At 73.6% G+C, this 21,568-nt stretch carries 14 protein-coding genes and 1 pseudogene; 12 read left to right on the top strand and 3 right to left on the bottom strand.

The annotated features are described in order from the left end of the window. Positions 1-193 precede the first annotated feature (193 nt). Positions 194-745 (bottom strand): riboflavin biosynthesis intermediates N-glycosidase, encoded by a 552-nt coding sequence (gene ybiA, locus IF45_RS0119810; protein ID WP_008410159.1) that lies wholly within the window; start codon positions 743-745, stop codon positions 194-196. A 226-nt stretch (positions 746-971) separates the two neighbouring features. Between ybiA and IF45_RS0119805 the strand changes: the two genes are divergently transcribed. From IF45_RS0119805 to IF45_RS31490, 8 genes and pseudogenes are all read left to right on the top strand, one after another. After that, positions 972-2,489, top strand: coding sequence for a gamma-aminobutyraldehyde dehydrogenase (locus IF45_RS0119805; RefSeq protein ID WP_030308687.1), 1,518 nt, complete (start codon positions 972-974; stop codon positions 2,487-2,489). 201 nt (positions 2,490-2,690) lie between these two features. Continuing rightward, a complete protein-coding gene (locus IF45_RS0119800) occupies positions 2,691-3,947 on the top strand; it encodes a polyamine ABC transporter substrate-binding protein (protein ID WP_008410156.1) in 1,257 nt (418 codons plus the stop codon). Positions 3,948-4,204: 257 nt separating this feature from the next. After that, a complete protein-coding gene (locus IF45_RS0119795) occupies positions 4,205-5,356 on the top strand; it encodes an ABC transporter ATP-binding protein (RefSeq protein ID WP_030308684.1) in 1,152 nt (383 codons plus the stop codon). Further along, the gene (locus tag IF45_RS0119790; RefSeq protein WP_030308682.1) at positions 5,353-6,285 is read left to right on the top strand and encodes an ABC transporter permease; all 933 of its coding nucleotides are present in this window, start codon (positions 5,353-5,355) and stop codon (positions 6,283-6,285) included. Before IF45_RS0119795 ends, IF45_RS0119790 begins: the two co-directional genes overlap by 4 nt. Further along, positions 6,285-7,076, top strand: coding sequence for an ABC transporter permease (locus IF45_RS0119785; protein ID WP_003951162.1), 792 nt, complete (start codon positions 6,285-6,287; stop codon positions 7,074-7,076). The genes IF45_RS0119790 and IF45_RS0119785 overlap by 1 nt, the downstream gene beginning before the upstream one ends. 101 nt (positions 7,077-7,177) lie before the next feature. Further along, complete coding sequence (locus IF45_RS0119780) at positions 7,178-8,599, top strand: NAD(P)/FAD-dependent oxidoreductase (RefSeq protein ID WP_030308680.1); 1,422 nt, start codon at positions 7,178-7,180, stop codon at positions 8,597-8,599. A gap of 355 nt (positions 8,600-8,954) precedes the next feature. Further along, positions 8,955-9,419, top strand: coding sequence for a bifunctional DNA primase/polymerase (locus tag IF45_RS0119775; RefSeq protein ID WP_030308677.1), 465 nt, complete (start codon positions 8,955-8,957; stop codon positions 9,417-9,419). 356 nt (positions 9,420-9,775) lie between these two features. Beyond that, positions 9,776-10,788: pseudogene (locus IF45_RS31490) on the top strand (chitinase); the annotation flags it as partial. 164 nt (positions 10,789-10,952) lie between these two features. Here the strand turns inward: IF45_RS31490 and IF45_RS0119765 are convergent. Both IF45_RS0119765 and gabT read right to left on the bottom strand, forming a co-directional pair. After that, positions 10,953-11,561: a phosphatase PAP2 family protein gene (locus IF45_RS0119765; protein ID WP_030308675.1), complete on the bottom strand. Its 609-nt coding sequence runs from the start codon at positions 11,559-11,561 to the stop codon at positions 10,953-10,955. 390 nt (positions 11,562-11,951) lie between these two features. Further along, a complete protein-coding gene (gabT, locus tag IF45_RS0119760) occupies positions 11,952-13,283 on the bottom strand; it encodes a 4-aminobutyrate--2-oxoglutarate transaminase (protein WP_030308673.1) in 1,332 nt (443 codons plus the stop codon). 408 nt (positions 13,284-13,691) lie between these two features. On the opposite strand from gabT, the gene IF45_RS0119755 reads away from it, so the two are divergent. The 4 genes from IF45_RS0119755 (at position 13,692) to IF45_RS0119735 (ending at position 21,039) form a co-directional block, all read left to right on the top strand. Further along, positions 13,692-15,953, top strand: coding sequence for an ATP-binding protein (locus IF45_RS0119755; RefSeq protein ID WP_283784039.1), 2,262 nt, complete (start codon positions 13,692-13,694; stop codon positions 15,951-15,953). Positions 15,954-16,070: 117 nt separating this feature from the next. Continuing rightward, positions 16,071-17,783: a PucR family transcriptional regulator gene (locus tag IF45_RS0119750; RefSeq protein ID WP_030308663.1), complete on the top strand. Its 1,713-nt coding sequence runs from the start codon at positions 16,071-16,073 to the stop codon at positions 17,781-17,783. Positions 17,784-18,137: 354 nt separating this feature from the next. After that, positions 18,138-19,583 (top strand): aldehyde dehydrogenase family protein, encoded by a 1,446-nt coding sequence (locus IF45_RS0119740; RefSeq protein ID WP_030308661.1) that lies wholly within the window; start codon positions 18,138-18,140, stop codon positions 19,581-19,583. 214 nt (positions 19,584-19,797) lie between these two features. Beyond that, positions 19,798-21,039 (top strand): ROK family transcriptional regulator, encoded by a 1,242-nt coding sequence (locus IF45_RS0119735; RefSeq protein WP_008409785.1) that lies wholly within the window; start codon positions 19,798-19,800, stop codon positions 21,037-21,039. Positions 21,040-21,568: the final 529 nt, after the last annotated feature.

The following is a 21,568-nucleotide window of genomic DNA, read 5'->3' as shown; positions in this document are numbered from 1 at the left end:
CGCGCCGTCGCCCCGTACGGCGCGCCGCAGCGCCCCGCGCCGAACAGCAAAACCGCAGGTCGCACGCGACGTACGGTGCACGCGGGGCGGCCTTTCCGACGGCGGGACACACGGCGGGTCGGCCCGTATCTCCCCGCCGCACCCACTCGCCCCGTACCTTCAGCGCCGTCCCGCGCCCGCCCCGCCGCGCCCCTCACCGCAACCGATCACGCGCCCCCATCAACGCGAACCCCAGCAGGTTCAACCCCCGCCACCTCCTCGGATCACCGATCCGCTCATCGTCCCGGGCCAGACCGACCCCCCAGATCCGGTCCAAAGGGCTGGCCTCGACCAGGACGCGCTCGCCAGTCCCGACGAGGAAGGCCCGAAGCGCGGGGTCGGATGCGAACTTGTGGGTGCTGCCCTCCGTGACCAGAGCGAAGCGGGCCCCGTTCCAGACCGCTTCGTCGAAGCCCTGCACCAGACGGCCCGCGATCTTCGCCTCGGCGGGGGTGGCGGCGTCGAGGGCGCGGCGTTCGGCCTCCGCGTCGCCGAAGAGGCGGGCCTTGCCGGCCATCATCCAGTGTTCGGCCGTCTCGTAGCGGATTCCGGCCACGGTGAACGGGGAGGGCCACCACTGGCTGAGGCAGCTCGCGCCGAGTCGGCCGTCGCGGCGGGGCGCGTGGCCCCAGAAGGGCAGATACTTCACCGTCCCGCCCGCGTCCGTGTACCGGATCAGGTCGTCGCGTGAGGTGATGGTGTCCATGCACGGGAGCGTCGCACGCGCACCCGGCACGACGTCCGGGATTTTCCGCCGCGCCTCGACACCCTGGTCGGTCCCCGTGACCAGGCTCGACAGATTCCGTCGCGTAACCAAAAGGCAACAACGGAATCACTTGTTGAGGTGTGAGCTTTCTGTCAGGATCGGCAGCCACACGGAGCCGGAGCTACGCCGCGACCCGGGGGACGGGGCGGGCGGCGAGGAGAGCGACATGCACGAGAACCGCTTCCAGGCGCAGGACCGTTTTGCGGCCGGCGCCCAGTTCATCGCCGGAGAATTGCGACGCGGAACGTCGGGAACCAGCCGCACGGTCGTCGACCCGGCCACCGGCCGGCCGGTCCACACGTACGAACTCGCGGGCACCGACGACGTGGACGCGGCCGTCGCCGCGGCCCGCGACGCGTACCCCGGGTGGTCCCGCGCGACGCCGGGCGAGCGCTCCGACGCGTTGCACGCCTTCGCCGCCGTGCTGGGCGAGCGCGCCGAGGAGTTCGTCCAGGCGGAGTCGCTCCAGTGCGGCAAGCCGCTGAAGCTGAGCCGGGAGTTCGACGTCCCCGGCACCGTCGACAACGCGGCTTTCTTCGCCGGCGCCGCGCGCCACCTGCAAGGTTCCTCGGCGGGCGAGTACAGCGGCGACCACACGTCATACGTACGCCGCGAGCCGATCGGTGTGGTCGGCTCCATCGCCCCGTGGAACTACCCGCTCCAGATGGCCGCCTGGAAGATCCTCCCGGCCGTCGCCGCGGGCAACACCATCGTCCTCAAGCCCTCCGAACTCACCCCCTTCACCTCGCTGCTCTTCGCCGAGGCCGCCACGGCGGCCGGACTGCCCGACGGCGTCGTCAACATCGTGAGCGGAGCCGGCCTCGGCGCCGGTGAGCACCTGGTGGGACACGAGGACGTCGCGATGACCTCGTTCACCGGTTCCACCGCCGTCGGCCGCCGCGTTGCCGAGATCGCCACCGCCGGGGTCAAGCGGCTCCACCTCGAACTCGGCGGCAAGGCCCCCTTCGTCGTCTTCGACGACGCCGACCTCGACGCCGCGGTCCACGGCGCCGTCGCGGGCGCGCTCATCAACTCCGGCCAGGACTGCACCGCCGCCACCCGCGCCTACGTGCAGCGCCCCCTGTACGACGCGTTCGTGGCGGGCGTCGCCGACCTGATGGCCACCGTCCAGGTGGGCGACCCGTTCGACCCGGCCACCGACATCGGCCCCCTCATCAGCCACGCGCACCGCGACCGCGTCGCCGGCTTCGTCGAGCGGGCCCGCGGCTACGCCCGCGTCGTCACCGGCGGCGAAGCGCCCGGCGGGGACCTGGCCCCCGGGGCCTACTACCGCCCGACGCTCATCGCCGACGCCCCGCAGGACAGCGAGGCCGTCCAGGCCGAGATTTTCGGCCCCGTCCTCGTCGTCCTGCCCTTCGACAGCGACGACGAAGGGCTGCGTCTCGCCAACGACACCCCCTACGGACTCGCCGCCTCCGCCTGGACCCGCGACGTCTTCCGCGCCGGCCGGGCCACCCGCGAGATCCAGGCCGGGTGCGTCTGGGTCAACGACCACATCCCGATCCTCAGCGAGATGCCGCACGGCGGATACAGGGCCTCCGGTTACGGCAAGGACATGTCCGCCTACTCCTTCGAGGAGTACACCCAGATCAAGCACGTCATGTACGACAACACCGCCGTCGCGCGGAAGGACTGGCACCGCACCGTCTTCGGTCGCCGCTGACCCGAGCGCCCCGCACCGTACGGCGCGCGCCGCGTTTCCGCAGGTCGCGCGCCCCGTACGAGGCGTAGGCGGCGCACCGTGAGAGGCACCCCGCACACCCGCCCCGCACCGCCGTATCTCCCCGTATCCGCACCGCCGCGGTCACCGGAGCCGGTCCCCGCCGCTCCCGGTGGCCGCCCCTTTCGAAAGGGCCCCCCGCGCATGGAGCAGTACGAGCCCGACCGCCTCACCCCGGCCCAGTTGGCAGCGATGCGGCGCGGTGTGCGCGCAGGGGTGCCCCGGGGACACGGGGCATTCAGCCGCCGGTCACTGCTGCGCGCCGCAGGCGGCGGGGCGCTGGCGGCCGGAGGTCTGAGCACGCTGGCCGCCTGCGGCATCCCCCCGGCGGCCGGGAACGCCCAGGCGGGTTCCTCGGAGGACCACTCGGCCAAGGAGAAGCGGCTGAACTTCTCCAACTGGACCGAGTACATGGACCTCTCCGAGGACAAGAAGAGCCGGCCCACCCTCGACGCCTTCCGGCAGCGGACCGGCATCAAGGTCAAGTACACCGAGGACATCAACGACAACGTCGAGTTCTTCGGCAAGATCAAGCCGCAGCTCGCCGCCGGACAGGACACCGGCCGCGACCTGATCTGCGTCACCGACTGGCTCGCCGCCCGCCTCATCCGCTTCGGCTGGGTGCAGAAGCTCGACCCCGCCAACCTCCCGCACGCCTACACCAACCTGTCGCCCCAGTTCAGGAACCCCGACTGGGACCCGGGGCGGTCCTACAGCTACCCCTGGCAGGGCATCTCCACCGTCATCGCCTACAACGCCAAGGCCACCAAGGGCCGGGAGGTCACCTCGGTCCAGCAGCTCCTGGAGGACCCCGCGCTGAAGGGGAGGGTCGGCTTCCTCTCCGAGATGCGCGACACCGTCGGGATGACCCTGCTCGACTCCGGCAAGGACCCCGGCGACTTCACCGACGACGACTTCGACGGCGCCATCGCCCGGCTCCAGAAGGGCGTCGACAGCGGCCAGATACGCCGCTTCACCGGCAACGACTACACCTCCGACCTCGAATCGGGCGACCTCGCGGCCTGCCTCGCCTGGGCTGGCGACGTCGTCCAGCTCGCCGCCGGCACGCCAGACGTCCGCTTCCACATCCCCGACAGCGGTTACGTCACCTCCAGCGACAGCCTCCTGGTACCCAACAAGGCCCGGCACAAGACCAACGCCGAGAAGCTCATCGACTACTACTACGAGCCGAAGGTCGCCGCCGAACTCGCGGCGTGGATCAACTTCGTCTGCCCCGTCGACGGAGTGAAGGCCGAGCTGGCCAAGATCGACAAGGAAGCCGCGGAGAACCCGCTGATCGTCCCGGACAAGGCCATGGCAGCCAAGTCGCGCTCCTTCCGCTCTCTCACTTCCAAGGAAGAGGCGCGGTACGAGGCGGCGTTCGCCAAGCTCACCACCTGAGCCCCGCACCGCCGCGCCGCGCGCCCCGTACGGCGGGCGCCCCGCGCCGTACGCCGCGCGCACCGTTTTCGCAGGTCGCGCGCCCCGTACGGGGCGTCGGCCACGCACCGTACGAGACGCCCCGCCGCCCCGTACGCCGCGCCCCCGCGCACCGTCCGCGGCACCCCGTCCGGCACCGCCCGCACCGCCTTCCCGCGCCCCCACCGCAGGGCCGGCGCACCTTCCGCTTCTGCCCCTCCAGCCCCCGGGACCACTCCATGACCACCGACCGCGGCGGCGACGTCCGCCTCTCCGGGATCAGCAAGACCTACGGCATGTTCACCGCCGTCCATCCGCTCGACCTGACCGTGCCCGAAGGGTCGTTCTTCGCCCTGCTCGGCGCCTCCGGCTGCGGCAAGACCACGACGCTCCGCATGATCGCCGGCCTGGAGGAGCCCACCACCGGCTCCGTCCTGCTCGGGGAGCGCGACGTGACGGGGCTCCCCCCGTACAAGCGCCCCGTCAACACCGTCTTCCAGAGCTACGCCCTCTTCCCGCACCTCGACGTGTTCGAGAACGTCGCGTTCGGGCTGCGGCGGCGCGGCGTCAAATCGGTACGCGGGCAGGTCGGCGACATGCTCGACCTGGTCGAACTCGGCGACTTCGCCCGGCGCAAGCCCCATCAGCTCTCCGGCGGCCAGCAGCAGCGCGTCGCGGTCGCCCGGGCCCTCATCAACCACCCCCAGGTGCTCCTCCTCGACGAGCCCCTCGGCGCGCTCGACCTCAAGCTCCGCCGCCAGATGCAGCTCGAACTCAAGCGCATCCAGACCGAGGTCGGCATCACCTTCGTCCACGTCACCCACGACCAGGAGGAGGCCATGACCATGGCCGACCAGGTCGCGGTCATGAACGGCGGCCGCGTCGAACAGCTCGGCGCCCCCACCGACCTCTACGAGACCCCGCGGACCACCTTCGTCGCCAACTTCCTCGGCACCTCCAACCTGGTCCCCGCCCGCTTCGACGGCCGCAGCGGCGACGACCTCCTCCTCCGCGCCGGCGACGCGCCCCTCACCCTGCCCACCGCACGCAACGGCGCCGCCGCCACGACCGGCCCCGTCCTGCTCGGCATACGCCCCGAGAAGGTCTCCCTCGTCCCCGCCACGGACGCCGCGTCCGTCCCCGACGGCCGCAACCGGCTCACCGGCAGCGTCCGCGCCACCAGCTTCATCGGCGTCTCCACCCAGTACGTGATCGACAGTCCCGTCTGCGCGGGCTTCGAGGTCTACGTCCAGAACGTCGAACGCGACACCCGCCTCGTCCCCGGCGCCGACGTGGTCCTGCACTGGAACCCGGCGCACTCCTTCGGCCTCGACGCCACCCAGGACATCGACGCCGGCAGCGCCTCGGTGGAGGAGGACGCCGCCGCATGACCACCACCCTGACCAAGCCGCCCGGCGCCGCGCCCGCCGCCCCGCCGCCGCCCCGTCCGCGCAAGCCGCGCGGCCGCTTCACCCCGTACTGGCTGCTGCTGCCGGGCATCCTCTGGCTGCTCGTGTTCTTCGCGCTGCCGATGGTCTACCAGGCGTCGACCTCGGTGCAGACCGGGTCCCTGGAGGACGGCTTCCAGGTGACCTGGCACTTCGCCACGTACTGGGAGGCACTGGCCGAATACTGGCCCCAGTTCCTGCGCTCAGTGCTGTACGCGGGCGCGGCCACCGTGCTCTGCCTGGCGCTGGGGTATCCGCTGGCGTACCTCATCGCGTTCCGCGCGGGACGCTGGCGCGGGGTGGTGCTGATCCTGGTGATCGCGCCCTTCTTCACCAGCTTCCTGATCCGCACGCTCGCCTGGAAGACCATCCTGTCCGACGGCGGCCCCGTCGTGTCGGTGCTCAACAGCCTGCACGTCCTCGACGTCACCAGCTGGCTCGGCCTCACCCAGGGCGACCGCCTCCTCGCCACCCCGCTCGCCGTCATCTGCGGCCTGACGTACAACTTCCTGCCGTTCATGATCCTGCCGCTGTACACCTCGCTGGAGCGGATCGACGGGCGGCTGCACGCGGCGGCGGGGGACCTGTACGCCAACCCGTTCACGACGTTCCGGAAGGTGACGTTCCCCCTGTCGATGCCCGGGGTGGTCTCCGGGACGCTGCTGACCTTCATCCCGGCCAGCGGCGACTACGTCAACGCGGACCTGCTCGGTTCCACCGACACGCGCATGATCGGCAACGTCATCCAGACACAGTTCCTGCGCATCCTCGACTACCCGACCGCCGCCGCGCTCTCCTTCATCCTCATGGCGGCGATCCTCTTCATCGTCACCTTCTACATCCGCAAGTCCGGGACGGAGGATCTGGTCTGATGAGCTGGCTGCGCCGCAACCTCGTCGTCATCGCGGGCCTCATCACGCTCGCCTTTCTGATCCTGCCCAACCTCGTCGTGCTCGTCTTCTCGTTCAACAAGCCCAAGGGCCGGTTCAACTACGCCTGGCAGGAGTTCTCCCTCGACGCGTGGCGCGATCCGTGCGGCGTCGCCGACCTGTGCGGCTCCCTCGCCCTCAGCCTCCAGATCGCCGCCTGGGCGACGCTGGGTGCCACGGTGCTGGGCGTCATGGTGGCGTTCGCGCTGGTCCGCTACCGGTTCCGGGCGCGTTCCACGGTGAGCGCGCTGATCTTCCTGCCGATGGCGATGCCGGAGGTCGTGATGGCGGCCTCGCTACTCACCCTCTTCCTCAACATGGGGGTGCAGCTCGGCTTCTGGACGATCCTCATCGCCCACATCATGTTCTGCCTCAGTTTCGTCGTCACCGCCGTGAAGGCCCGCGTCATGTCGATGGACCCGCGCCTGGAGCAGGCCGCCCAGGACCTCTACGCCGGGCCGGTGCAGACCTTCCTGCGCGTCACGCTGCCCATCGCCGCCCCCGGCATCGCGGCCGGCGCCCTGCTCGCCTTCGCCCTCTCCTTCGACGACTTCATCATCACCAACTTCAATGCCGGTTCCACGGTCACCTTCCCCATGTACGTGTGGGGCTCGGCGCAACGTGGGACGCCCGTCCAGATCAACGTGATCGGCACCGCCATGTTCGCGGTCGCCATCCTCCTCGTCCTCGCCGGGATGCTCATCGGCAACCGGCGCAAGAAGCAGGCCCGGTGAACGGCGCGGAGCGCCCCGTACGGCGCGGCATACGCCGCGCGGTAAGGGACGCTCCGCGGCGTCACCTCGTACCACGCACGCATCGCAAGGGAGTTGACATCATGGCCGCACGCGCCATGACCAGCACGTCCGCCGCCCTGTCGGACGCCTCGCCGATCCCCTACTGGCTCGACGACCCGGGGCGACCCGCTCCCGAGCCCGGCCTCACCGGGGACGCGACCTGCGACCTCCTGGTCGTGGGCGGTGGCTACAGCGGACTGTGGACGGCACTCCTCGCCAAGGAACGCGACCCCGGCCGCGACGTACTCCTCCTGGAGGGGCGCGAGGTCGGCTGGGCGGCGTCGGGCCGCAACGGCGGATTCTGCGCCGCCTCCCTCACCCACGGCACCGCCAACGGCCTCTCCCGGTGGCCCGACGAGATGCCGCTCCTCGAAGAACTCGGCGCCCGCAACCTCGACGCCATCGAGTCCGCCGTCCACCGCTACGGCATCGACTGCGCCTTCGAACGCACCGGGGAGATCTCGGTCGCCACCCGGCCCCACCACGTCACCGAGCTGCGCGAACTGTACGAGGAGATGGACGCCGCGGGCCTCGCCGCCGGCTCCGAACTGCTCGACGAGGACGCGCTGCGTGCTCACGTGAACTCGCCGATCTTCCTCGGCGGGCTCTGGGACCGTGACGGCGTCGCCCTCGTCGATCCGGCGAAGCTCGCCTGGGGCCTGAAGGCCGCCTGCCTCTCGCTCGGCGTACGCATCCACGAGAACACCCCCGCCACGTCGCTCACGCGGAGCGGGGCGGGGATGGCGGTGCGCACCCTGCGGGGAGGCACGGTGCGCTGCGCCCAGGTCGCCCTCGGCACCAACGTCTTCCCCTCCCTCGTCCGCCGCACCCGCCCCCTCACCGTGCCGGTCTACGACTACGCGCTGATGACCGAACCGCTCAGCGCCGAACAGCTCGCCGCCATCGGCTGGCACAACCGGCAGGGCCTGGGCGACAGCGCCAACCAGTTCCACTACTTCCGGCTCTCCTCCGACAACCGCATCCTCTGGGGCGGCTACGACGCGGTCTATCCCTACGGCGGGAAGGTCAGCGCCGCCCTGGACCAGCGGCCCGAGACCTTCGACCGGCTGGCCGGCCACTTCTTCGCCTGCTTCCCGCAGTTGGAGGGGGTGCGCTTCACCCACGCCTGGGGCGGGGCGATCGACACCTGCTCCCGCTTCTCCGCGTTCTTCGGCACCGCGCACGGCGGCCGCGTCGCGTACGCCGCGGGGTACACGGGGCTCGGGGTCGGGGCGACCCGCTTCGGCGCCGACGTGATGCTGGACCTGCTGAGCGGCGAGGAGACCGAACGGACCGCCTTGGAGATGGTCCGCACCAAGCCGCTGCCCTTCCCGCCGGAGCCCTTCGCCTGGACGGGCGTGGCCCTGACCAAGTGGTCCCTGGCCCGCGCCGACGAACGGGGCGGCCACCGGAACCTCTGGCTGCGCACGATGGACCGGATGGGGATGGGGTTCGACAGCTGAAACGGGGCGGGGCGGGGCGGCCCGGACGGGCGAGCGGGCGGGGGTGCTGTCAGTAGGTGGCACCGTCGCGGCGCGGACCTTACGGCGGGCGCACGGGGTGTAAGTGGCCACGTCGCGGCGTAGGTGTTACGCGGCGTACGGGGCAGTAAGGGTCAGCATCGCGGCGTAGCCCTTATCCGCCCCGGTCGCCGAGGTGTCGCACCGACCCGCGCCGCCCTGCCGCGCACGGTGCCTTCGTTCCGCCCCGCCCATGTGACCCGGCTCACGGGGAATCCCCCGCCGAATCCGCGTAATGCCCGCCGCGTGAACAGCTCTCCACTGATGACGGAATGTCCAACAGTGGAGAGGGAGCGTCATGACGGAGTTCCAGACCAGGGCGGCTGCCGAGTGGTTGCTGTCGGCGGCGCCCGACCCGGCCGAGGGCCGACGGCAGTGGGGGCGTGGCCCGCAAGGGATGGTTCTGCTGCCCGCGGGGGTCAAGTGGGACGTGCTGATCCTTCCGGGGGCGCTGGGGCACCCCACCCTCGACGTGCTGAGCCGCTGCGCCGGCCGGCCCGGCCCCGTGCTCTCGGGGGCGGGCGGGGCGCGGCTCGGCTTCTTCGTGCCGCCGGGTACCGCGTCGCGCTGGCTCGGCACGGGTGTCCGTGCGGTAGGGCGTGGCACGTGGATCGTGGTGCCGCACCCGGGGCGGGCCGCCGGGGTGGTGAGCTGGCTGGTCCGCCCGGACGGTTCCGGCACGCTCAACGATCCTGGGCTGCTGGAACTCGCCATGCACGAGGCCGTGGCGGGCGAGGGCTGGGGGCGGTCCGGTGGATGGTGAACCGGGGGAGCGGGGGAGGCGCGACGGGCGAGGTGACCTGGCACGTCCCGCGGTGCGCCGGTGTGGGTCGGCCTTGGTGAGGGCCTCGCCCGGGCGTCAGAGGTCTTGACAACCCGATTGGTCTGGACCAAGTTGTGCGGCAAGTTGTCGTACCGTCACGCGCTCCTTCCCTCCCCCCCCCACAACCGGAGAATGCCGTGAACCGTCGATCTCTCTCGTCCTGGACGTCCCGGCGCTCGCGACGTGGCCGCGTCCGCTGCGCGGCCGCCGCTGCCGTCGCGGTCTGCGCGCTGGCCGCCACCGCTGTCGCGCCGCACGCCGCGGCCGACGCGCCGCCCGCCTCGCGCACTGCGGAACTGCCCGAACACGCCCTCGTCGGCTACCTGCACACCAGCTTCGCCAACGGGTCCGGCTACACCCGGCTCGCCGACGTGCCCGACAGCTGGGACATCATTGACCTCGCCTTCGGCGAGCCCACCTCGGTCACCTCCGGCGACATCCGCTTCAGTCTGTGCCCGCCGGCCGAATGCCCCGGAGTCGAGTCCGAGGCCGAGTTCAAAGCCGCGGTGAAGGCGAAGCAGCAGGCCGGGAAGAAGGTGCTGATCTCCATCGGCGGCCAGAACGGACAGGTCCGGCTCACCACACCCCAGGCCCGCGACACCTTCGTCGACTCCGTCAGCTCCATCATCGACACCTACGGCCTCGACGGCCTCGACATCGACTTCGAGGGGCACTCCCTCTCCCTGGACGACGGCGACACCGACTTCGAGAACCCCACCACGCCGGTGATCGTCCACCTCATCTCCGCCCTGCGCACCTGAAGGAGCGTTACGGCGACGACTTCACGCTCACCATGGCCCCCGAGACGTTCTTCGTCCAGCTCGGCCACCAGTACTACGGGTCCGGGCCGTGGGGCGGACAGGACCCCCGGGCCGGTGCCTACCTGCCCGTCATCCACGCGCTCCGCGACGACCTGACCCTGCTGCACGTCCAGGACTACAACTCGGGACCGATCATGGGGCTGGACGGCCAGTACCACACCATGGGCGGCGCGGACTTCCACGTGGCCATGACGGACATGCTGCTCACCGGCTTCCCGGTCGCCGGTGACCCCGACAAGGTCTTCCCCGCGCTCCGGCCGGAACAGGTGGCGATCGGCATGCCGGCGACGCCGCAGGCGGGCAACGGCCACGTACCGCCCGCCGAGGTGGAGAAGGCGCTCGACTGCCTCACCAAGGGATCGGCCTGCGGCCCGTACACGCCGCACGGCACCTGGCCCGCGCTGCGCGGCCTGATGGCCTGGTCCGTCAACTGGGACCGCTACGGAGGCGACGAATTCGCGGGCACCTTCGACCGGTACTTCGGCTGATCCTGGGCTGCCCCGCTCCGGCACCGGGACGTGGCGAGGCTCGCCCCGTACGGGGCGGCGGCACGCGGCGGTCGACGGCGCGGCACGGGGCCCCGTACGGGGCGCGCGACCTGCGGTTTCTCGTATGCGACGGGGCGCGCCCCGTCGCACCGGGCCGCCCCGTGTCACGGGGCCTGCGCGCCGCCCCGACGCCGCAACAGCACCCGCGCCACCGTCACGGCGCCCCACAGCAGGAACACCCCGAGCGCCCAGCTCGCCACGACATCCAGCGGCCAGTGGTACCCCCGGCGCACCAGGCCGTAACCCACGGCGGCGTTGAACACCACGCAGAGGCCGACCAGCCACCACCACACACGCGGGGCGGCCGAGGCACCCCGTAGCAGGAGCACGCACGCCCCGAAGGCGACGCAGGCGGTGGCCGCGTGCCCCGAGGGGAAGAACCCGGAGCCGCCCATCACCGGCGGCCCCGGACGGTCCGTCAGCACCTTGACCAGGCTCACCAGCGGCGGGACCAGGGCCATCGCGAGCCCGGTCGTCAGCGGCAGCGCCCACCAGTACGGGGCGCCGCCGCGCCGTCTCGCGGCCCACCACTGCCACACGATGAGGGCTGCCAGCAGTACCGGCCCGACGAGCATGCCCCCGGCGTCGGCGAGGAACTCGGCCAGGCCCTCCGGGAAAGCGCTGTTCCGGATCTGGTGTCCCAGGCGTTCGTCGGCCGCGAGTACCGGTCCGCGCGTGACCACCTGCCAGGTGCAGAGGGCGAAGACCACCACGCACGCGACCGGGGCCGCCCAGGCGGTGCGCCACGAGCGGGGCGGAGGAGGAAGAGGAGGAGTCGGCCGACCCGGAACAGGGGGGGAGGTTCCGAGGCGGCCGACCAGACCGGTGGGCCGCGCGCCCCGGGGGGTGTGGGGCGGGCGGCGGTCCGATCCATGAGGAGTTCCGGAGCGCGAGACCCCGGTGTGCGCGAAGGCACGGCCGGAACGGTGCTGAACGCGCCCCGTCCCGAAATCGCCCGCAGAGCCCTGCGGGCGGGGTGTTTCTCTCATCTGCGCTCAACCTACGGCAGCGGCCCGGCGGCCGACAGGGTCAGAAGGAGGCCGACATCGCCCCCGCACACCTTCTTCACAGGCTCCGACGTGCGGGGACGGCCGGCTCCGGCCTCAGAGGGCCGCGAACGCCGCTTCCAGGACGTCCAGGCCGTCGGTGAGCAGCTCCTCGCCGATCACCAGCGGGGGCAGGAACCGCACCACGTTGCTGTAGGTGCCGGTGGTGAGGACGAGGACGCCCTCCGCGTGGCAGGCCTTCGCGATCTGGGCCGTGGCCTTGGGGTTCGGCTCCTTCGTGCCGGACTTCACCAGCTCGATGGCGATCATCGCGCCACGGCCGCGGACGTCACCGATGATGTCGAACTTCTCCTGCATCGCGGTCAGCCGCGGCTTCATGACCTCCTCGATGCGCTTCGCCTTGGCGTTGAGGTCCAGCTCGCGCATGGTCTCGATGGCGCCGAGCGCACCGGCGCAGGCCACCGGGTTGCCGCCGTAGGTGCCGCCCAGGCCGCCCGAGTGCGCCGCGTCCATGATCTCCGCGCGCCCCGTCACGGCGGACAGCGGCAGGCCGCCCGCGATGCCCTTGGCGGTGGTGATCAGGTCCGGGACGATGCCCTCGTCCTCGCAGGCGAACCACTGGCCGGTGCGGCAGAAGCCGGACTGGATCTCGTCGGCGACGAAGACGATGCCGTTGTCGGAGGCGAACTGCCGGATGGCGGGCAGGAAGCCCTTGGCCGGCTCGATGAACCCGCCCTCGCCGAGCACCGGCTCGATGATGATCGCCGCGACGTTCTCCGCGCCGATCTGCTTGTTGATCTGGTCGATGGCCTGCGCGGAAGCCTCGGCGCCGGCGTTCTCGGCACCGGTCGGCCAGCGGTAGCCGTAGGCGACCGGCACCCGGTACACCTCCGGGGCGAACGGCCCGAAGCCCTGCTTGTACGGCATGTTCTTCGAGGTCAGCGCCATCGTGAGGTTGGTGCGGCCGTGGTAGCCGTGGTCGAAGACGACGACCGCGGTGCGCTTGGTGTAGGCGCGGGCGATCTTCACCGCGTTCTCCACCGCCTCGGCGCCGGAGTTGAACAGCGCCGACTTCTTGGCGTGGTCCCCGGGCGTCAGCTCGGCGAGCTGCTCGGCCACCTCCACGTACCCCTCGTACGGGGTCACCATGAAACAGGTGTGGGTGAAGTCGGCGAGCTGCGCCGAGGCCCGGCGGACCACGGCCTCGGCCGAGGCGCCCACCGTGGTCACGGCGATGCCGGAGCCGAAGTCGATGAACCGGTTGCCGTCGACGTCCTCGACGATGCCACCGTCGGCGCGCGCCGCGAAGACCGGCATGACCGACCCCACGCCCGCCGCGACGGAGGCGGTACGCCGCGACTGGAGCTCCTGCGACTTCGGACCGGGGATGGCAGTGACGACGCGGCGCTCCTGCGGGAGGGTGCTCATAAGGGCTCCTGGAGGGTCGGGCGCTTCCGAAGTCAGCGCGGGGTCTGGATTCCGAAGCTTTCGATGGCTTTGTTCGCAGGCTAGGGGTGCGCACCGGGCGGGGGCATGCTCCGATCGGGAGAAGTGCGCACGTGTCGTTGTCCGCCGAGGACAGTGGCGGGCGGCGACCCGGCAAGAAGCGCCGGGCGGACGCGGCGGGCGGTCGGTGGAGGCGGGCGCTCCGCGTCGCCGCGCCGCGCGCCCCGACGCCCCGTCCGCTCCGCCGCGCACCGCCCCGCACACGCCCCGTAGGCCGCCCCGCGCCCCGGGTGTTTCCGCAGGTCGCGCGCACAGTACGGGGCGACGGGGCGGCGGGGCAGTAGATTGGCGCCCGGGACTGACGGACCGGCAGGCCAGGGGGCAGGACGGATGGACAACGACGGCAGGCACGAGACGCGCGGCACCCAGGGGCCGCCTCCCCCTGACGCCCCGGGATGGCCCCCTTCCGTACCGCCCCCGGCCGCGCCTCCGACCCCGGCGACTCCGCCGCTGCCGTCCGCCCCGCCGCCACGCGACGGAGGCGGGGCAGCAGGGCCCCCTCGCCGGTCCGCGCCGCCGCCCCGTCCGCCCGCCGCCCCCGAAGCGGTGCCGCCGCGCCCCGTCGGAGCCCCGCCCGGCGCCGCGCCCCCCGACGGGGCCTCCTTCGTCGCCTGGCTGCGAACCGAGCGGCCCGCCGCGGGGCCGGGAATCTGGCGGTACGGGCACACGCCCCGGCCCGAGGTGGAGCCCGAGCCGACCCCGGGGCGCCAGCTCATCAGCGGGGCGCTGATCGCCCTCCTGGTCGGCTGGCTCGTCTGGTCCCTGCTGTGGAACGGCTACCTGGGCAGCTGGTGGCTCCTCCCGCTGGAACTGCTCACCCCGGCCTCCTGGCGATTCGGGGACCGCATCACGAGCGCGTTCGTCTACTACCCCTACTACGGGCTCATCGCCGCCGGCATCCTCACCGTCGTCGCCCGCCTCGGCCGGTGGGCGGAGGTCTGGCGCCGCTACGGGCTCCCCGCGTGGCGCCGTGCCGTTCCGGCCACCCCCTCGGGGCCCCCGGCGCCCGAGGAGGACCCCGCCCAGTGGCCCCAGCTCCGTGCCGGCGGGGCCCCCGAGGCGGCGGAGCGCCTGGCCGCCGAGACCGGGGCCGGTGTCATGCGCGACGTCGACCATGCCCGCATCACCCGGGCGTGGCAGGCGGTCCGGGCGGGGCGGCGTTCCGCGGAGGAGTTCACCCGTGCCGTCCTGGCCGACGGGGCGGGAGCCTGCGGCCATCCGTCCGGAGCCCGCGACCTCCCCGGGCGCTCCGCCGAGCACGACCTCGTCACCGGTCAGGTCCGGCTGGGCGAGATCGGTGACACGCCGCGCAATCCGTACGCCTTCCGCGGCGTCGGCCTGGCCCTCGGGCCCGAGCTGCTCGGTACGTCCTTGCTGGCCGTGGGCCCCGTCGGGGCGGGCAAGTCGGTGCGCCTGGTCCGCCCCGTCGTCGAGAACCTCTGCCTGCTGGCGCTGGCCGGCCGTGCCGCCGTTGTCGTCGTCTCCGCCGCCGGTTCGCCCGGCGCGGGGTCGGCCGAGCAGTACGACGTCGTGGTCCGCCCCGGTCATCCCGACTCCGTCTACGACCTCGATCTGTACGGCGGCACCTCCGACCCCGACGAGGCCGCCGCCGTTCTCGCCGAGGCGCTCGTGGGCGACCTCGCCGACCCGCACACGGGGGGTGACACGCGGCGCTCGACCACGGTGCTCGCCCAGTTGATCGGGCCGTACGCCGCCGTGCACGGCCGCTTCCCGTCCGTCCCGGAGCTGCGGGAACTCCTCGACGGGGGGCCCGCCCCGCTGAGCGCCCTCCGTAAGGATCTGGAGGATCTCGGCGAGACCGCGATGGTCCGCGAGCTGGATGCCCGGACGCGCCAGGCGGGCAGTCCGCACGATCCCGGGCCGGTGCTCGCCGACCGCATCGCCCTGCTGGACCGTCCCGCGTTCGCGGAGTTCTTCGACACCAGCGGCCGCACCCGGCCGTTCTCCCTGCGCGCCGTGGACCACCCCGTGCGGGTCCGTATCGACCTGCCCGAGCGCGGCCACGCCGACGCGTCGCGCATCCTGGCCCGCCTCGTCCTCGCCCAGTTCACCGAGAGCGTCGCGGCGCGTGAGGACCGTTCGCTCTTCGCCTGCCTGGTCCTGGACGATGCCACCGGCGTCGTGACGCCGCAGACGGTGCGCAGCCTGCAGCGGCTGCGCTCGGCCAACGCCGGCGCCGTGCTGACCCTCCGCACCCTCGAGGAGGTGCCGCGTACGCTGCGCGGTCCGCTGCTGGGCGCCGTCGGCTGCCGCGTGGCGCTCTCCGGGCTCACCCCCTGGGACGGCCAGGACTTCGCCGAGGTGTGGGGCAAGGAGTGGACGGAGGCCCGCGACGTCACCGACCGCCAGATCGTCGCCGACGAACCCCTGACCAAGGCCGCCCATTTCGTCCGCCGCGTCATCACCGGCAAGGCGCCCACCGCCCAGTCCGTGACCGTGCGCCAGGTCGAACGCGAACGCTGGTCCGCCTCCGAGCTGGCCCACGCCGTCCCGCCCGGCCACGCCGTCCTGTCCTTGACGAACGTACGAGGGGAGTACGCCCCGCCGCTCCTGGTCGACCTGCGGAAGTGAGCCGTACGGGGGCGCGGGCCGCGTTCTACGGTGAGGCAGAATCGAGGGTGGCGCTTCATACGCCGCGTCCAAGATCGTCCCGGTCCCTCGTCGGCCCCGCCGTCACCTGAAGGACATATGCCTCCCACGCTCGCCTCCCTCGTCCACCACTCCGCGCTCAAACTCACGGTGCGCGCCGGTGAGGAACGCCTGGCCACCCCGGTGCGCTGGGCCCACGCGAGCGAGCTGGCCGACCCGGTGCCGTACATGGAGGGCGGCGAGCTGCTGCTGATCACGGCGCTCAAGCTGGACGCCGAGGACCCGGAGGCGATGCGGCGGTACGTACGGCGGCTCGGCCAGGCGGGGGTCGCGGGGCTCGGCTTCGCCGTCGGCGTCCACTACGCGACGATCCCGGACGCCCTGGTGGACGCCGCCGCAGAGGAGGGGCTGCCGCTTCTGGAGGTGCCGCGCCGCACCCCGTTCCTCGCGATCAGCAAGGCGGTGTCGGCGGCGATCTCGGCCGAGCAGTACCAGGCGGTCACCGCCGGGTTCGCCGCGCAGCGCGACCTCACCAAGCAGGCCCTCGGTGGCGGCCCCGCCGGGCTGCTGGCGGCCCTCGCTGGGCAGGTCGACGGCTGGGCGGCGCTGTACGACGCCACCGGCGCCGTCGTCGCCGCGGCCCCGGAGTGGGCGGCCCGCCGCGCCGCGCGGCTCACTCCCGAGGTCGAGCGGCTGCACGCGCGGACGCCGCCCGCGAGCCTCGTCGTCGGCGGCGAGGCCGACCGGGTCGAACTGCACACCCTGGGTACCTCCCGGCGCCCCCGTGCCGCGCTGGCCGTCGGCACCGGGGCGCCGCTGGGCACGGCGGAGCGGTACGCGGTGCACTCCGCCATCGCCCTGCTGACCCTCACCACCGAGCGGTCGCGCTCCCTCCACGAGGCGGAACAGCGGGTCGGCGCCGCGGTCCTCCGCATGCTCCTCGCGGGCGAGCCGGAGCACGCGCGCACCGCCGCCGGCAGCCTCTACGGGGATCTTCTCGACGCCCCGTACCGGCTGATCATCGCCGAGGCGGCCTCCGCCACCGCCGCCCGCGCCCACGCCGACGGGCGCACCGCGCCGCACGGGGCGCCGCGCCCCGTTGACGCTCCGCGCCCCGACGACGCTCCGCGCCCCGTGGCGGGGGAGCGCGCCGTCGCGGCGCCGGTGCGGGCGGGGGAGCCCCCGGCCGGTCCGCTCGCCGCGCTGGCCGAGCACGTGGAGGCGGCGGCGGCCCGGGCCGGGGAGGCGCTCCTCGTCGTCCCGGACGGTGAGCGGCTCGTCCTGCTGACCGCCGACGGCGGCGCCGCGGCGCGCGCCTGCGTCGGGTACGCGGCCGCAGTGGACCAGGCCCGCACCACCGGGCAGGCCCTCGCCGGCCGTACCGACGAGCCGGTCATGGGGCTCTCCGCCCCGGCCGGCCCCATCGCGGCCGCCACCGCCTACCGCCAGGCCGAGCAGGCGCTCTCGGTGGCCCGGCGGCGGGGCCGCGCCCTGGTGGAGCACGAGGAGGTGGCCACCGGCTCCGTGGTGCAGCTGCTCTCCGACGACGCCGTCCGCGCCTTCGCCGACGGGCTGCTCAGGGCGTTGCGCGAACACGACGCGACGGGCCGCGGCGACCTCGTCGCCTCGCTGCGCGCCTGGCTCTCCCGTCACGGCCAGTGGGACGCCGCCGCGGCTGAGCTGGGCGTGCACCGGCACACGCTGCGGTACCGCATGCGCCGGGTGGAGGAGATCCTCGGCCGCTCGCTGGACGACCCCGACGTGCGGATGGAGCTGTGGCTCGCGCTGAAAGCGACCAGCGGCACGGAGTGACGGGGCGGCCGTCCCGCCCCGTACGGTGCGGGAACGGGGCGGCGGCCCCGGACGGCGCGGCGCCCCGTGCGGCCCCGTAGCCGCTCGTACCCGCCCCGTCGCGGCGCACGGCGCTGCCTGCCCGCCGCCGTTCCGGAGCCCGCCGCGCGGCCCCGCACTGCCAATCCGGAGTGGCGCCGCCCACGACTCATCCGGCCCGGACAAACGACGCTGCGCACCGGCGCCCCTACGGTGGGCTCAGACACCGTTCCCGGTGTGCGGCGGCCACGCCGCGGGGCTGTGCGGCGTACCGCACCGGCCGGCCACCGGGACGGCCCTGGACCACCCACCGACTGCGGAAGGGCCGGAAATCTGATGACTTCCCCTCACGCCTTCTGGCTCGCCGGCCGCCAGGCCGCCGGCGACACCACCTTCGACGTGACCAACCCCTGGGACGGCCGGCTCGTCGGCACCGTCGCCGTGCCGACCGAGGAGCAGGTGGAGGAGGCGGTCGCCGCCGCCCACGCCGTCCGCGAGGAGTTCGCCGCCACGCCCGCGCACGTCCGCGCCGCCGCGCTGGACCACGTCGCGCGCCGCCTCGTCGAGCGCACCGAGGAGATCGCGCAGCTGATCTCCGCCGAGAACGGCAAGCCCGTCAAGTGGGCGCGGGGCGAGGTCGGCCGGGCCATCTCCGTCTTCCGCCTCGCCACCGAGGAGGCCCGCCGGTTCAACGGCGGCGACGCGCAGCGCCTCGACACGGACGCGGGCGGCACCGGGCGGCTCGCGCTGACCCGCCGCTTCCCGCGCGGCGCCGTGCTGGGCATCGCGCCGTTCAACTTCCCGCTGAACCTGAGCGCGCACAAGGTCGCCCCCGCCATCGCCGTGGGCGCCCCGATCATCCTCAAGCCCGCCCCGGCCACGCCGCTCTCCTCGCTGATCCTCGGCGAGCTGCTGGCCGAGACCGACCTGCCGGTCGGCTCCTGGTCGGTGCTGACCGTGCCCAACGACCGCATGCCCGCCCTCGTCCAGGACGAGCGGCTGCCGGTGATCTCGTTCACCGGCTCCGGCCCCGTCGGCTTCTCGATCCTGGAGTCGGTGCCGCGCAAGCACGTCACCCTCGAACTGGGCGGCAACGGCGCGGCGGTCGTCCTCGGCGACTACGCCTCCGACGCCGACCTCGACTGGGCCGCCTCCCGGATCGCCACCTTCGGCAACTACCAGGCCGGCCAGTCCTGCATCTCCGTGCAGCGGGTGATCGCCGACGCCTCGCTGTACGAGCGCCTGGTGCCGAAGATCGTCGCCGCGGTGGAGAGCCAGGTCACCGGCGACCCCTCCGACCCGGCCACCGACGTCGGCCCGCTGGTGAGCGAGGCCGCGGCCCAGCGCCTCGAATCCTGGGTCGACGAGGCGGTCAAGGGCGGCGCGACGCTGCTCACCGGCGGTACGCGGGACGGGGCCACCTACGCCCCGACGGTCCTCGCCGATCTGCCGGACGACGCCACGCTCTCCTGCGAGGAGGCGTTCGGCCCGGTGCTCTCGGTGCAGCGCGCCGACAGCGAGGAGGCCGCCTTCGCCGCCGTCAACGACTCCAAGTACGGCCTCCAGGCCGGCGTCTTCACCCACGACCTCCAGGCCGCCTTCCGGGCCCACCGGGCCCTCGAGGTCGGCGGCGTCATCATCGGCGATGTGCCCTCCTACCGCGCCGACCAGATGCCGTACGGCGGAGTGAAGGAGTCCGGCGTCGGCCGGGAAGGCGTCGCCTACGCCATGGACGACTACACCTACGAGCGGGTCATGGTCCTCACCGGGCTGGACCTCTGACCGGACCGGGCACCTCCTGCGGGGCCGGGCGCCTGGTTGCGCTCGGCCCCGCAGGTGTACGTGGGTGCGGTACGCCGCGCAGCCCCGGCGCTCCGCGCAGGCGCTCTGCCCCGCCGGAGTCCGTCCCCGTAGGCTGCCGGGCACCATGACGCAGAAACCGCCTCCGGCCCGCCGCACGGTGCCCCGCCGCCCCGCTCCGGGCCCCCCCGGTGCCGTGCGCGCGGAGAGCACGGGGCGCCCGCCGGGCCGCACCGACGCCCCCGGCGTGCGCCGGCTCAACCTGAGCCGGGTGGCGCGGGCCGTGCACGACGAGGCGGAGATCACCCGCGCCGCGGTGGCCGAACGGCTCGGGCTGACCAGGGCGGCCGTCTCGTCCCTCGTGGACCAGCTGATGGCGGCTGGGTTCGTCGCGGAGTCAGGCAAGACGTTCAGCGGCCAGGCGGGGCGGCCGGGCACCGCCCTGACCATGGCCCGGACCGGCCACGCCGGACTGGGCGTCAGCGTCGACGTGGACGCGCTCACCGTCTGCCTCGTCGACCTGGCCGGTACGGAGCGGCTGCGCCTTACCGAGGCCGGGCGGCACGCCGGGGCGGACCCCCGCGCCGTGCTGCGCGACGCGGCGCTGCTAACGGGGCGCGCCCTGCGCACGGCGGCGCGGGTGGGGCTGGCGCCCGCCGGGGTCGACCTCGCCCTGCCCGGCCTCGTCGCCGAGGGCGTCGTCCGCCAGGCGCCGAACCTGGGATGGAACGCGGTGCCCGCCGCGGAACTGTTCGCCCAGTCCCTGCGCGACGACGGGGCGCAGCTGCCGGTCGGCTCCGACAACGAGGCCAACTCCGCCGCCCTCGCCCAGCTCTGGGCGGGCGCCCCCGGCGGAGCGCGCACCTTCGTCTACCTGAGCGGCGACATCGGCGTCGGCGGCGCCGTCGTCCTGGACGGGGAACTGCTGCGCGGCGCGCACGGCTTCGCCGGCGAGATCGGCCACCTGGTCGTCGACCCGAACGGCCCCGACTGCCGCTGCGGCTCACGCGGCTGCCTGGAGCGGTACGCCGGCCAGGACGCCCTGCTCCAGGCGGCGGGCATGGACCCTGGGGACACCATCGCGGTACTGGCGCGCCGCGTCGCCGGCAGCTCCGGGGCGCCGGAGGCACGGCGCGCCCGGGACGCCGTCGAGCAGGCGGGCGCCATGCTCGGAATCGCCCTGTCCGGCGCGGTCAACCTCCTCGACCCCGAGACGGTCGTCCTCGGCGGCTTCTACCGGGAACTCGCCGACCGCCTCGCCCCCGCCGCCGAACGCGAGCTGCAACGCCGCGTCGTCTCCGGCCTCTGGGGCGCCGGCAGCGGCCGCCTCAGCACCGCCTCACCCGCCGGCGACGCCGCCCGCGGCGCGGCGGGCCAGGTCCTGCGCCGCGTCCTCGCGGACCCTTTGGCGTACGGCGGGACAGCCTCCGTCCCGTAGCGAGAAACCGCAGGTCGCATGCGACGTACGGGGCGCAGACGGGGCGCGCGTCGCGCGCCCCGTCGGACGCCTTCGCGGGCCGGGAACGGGGCATCGCCTGTGCTTCGTACGGGGCGCGCCCGCACCGGAGTGTCCGCCGCGTCGGGCCATACGGGGCGCGCTAGGCCAGGGTGTTCTCTGACCCCGACTCACCTTCTCGCCGGCTTCGTCATCGGCTCCGCCTCACCATGGCCCCGCAGAATGCCCCGTCGCCCCGTCGCCCCGTCGCCCCGTCGCCCCGTCGCCCCGTCGCCCCGTCGCGCAAAACCGCAGGTCGCACGCGCCGTACGGGGCGCGCACGGTACCCGGCGGCCGCCCCGCACCGTGCCGGATCCTTGACTACATCGGCGCCGAGCCACGGACCGCCAGCCGCACCTCTGAGCCTCGCCCCATCTCCTGCTGCGCGCTCAGCCCCTCGGCCCCCTGACGTCCGCCCTGCCCCACCTGGAGCCCCACCCCGCCCGTCCCCCCTCCGCCGCCACCTCGTCAC

Source organism: Streptomyces albidoflavus (genome assembly GCF_000719955.1).
GTDB classification, from domain to species: domain Bacteria; phylum Actinomycetota; class Actinomycetes; order Streptomycetales; family Streptomycetaceae; genus Streptomyces; species Streptomyces albidoflavus.
Note: the sequence above shows the minus strand (reverse complement) of the source record. Positions and strands in the feature narration are given on the sequence as shown.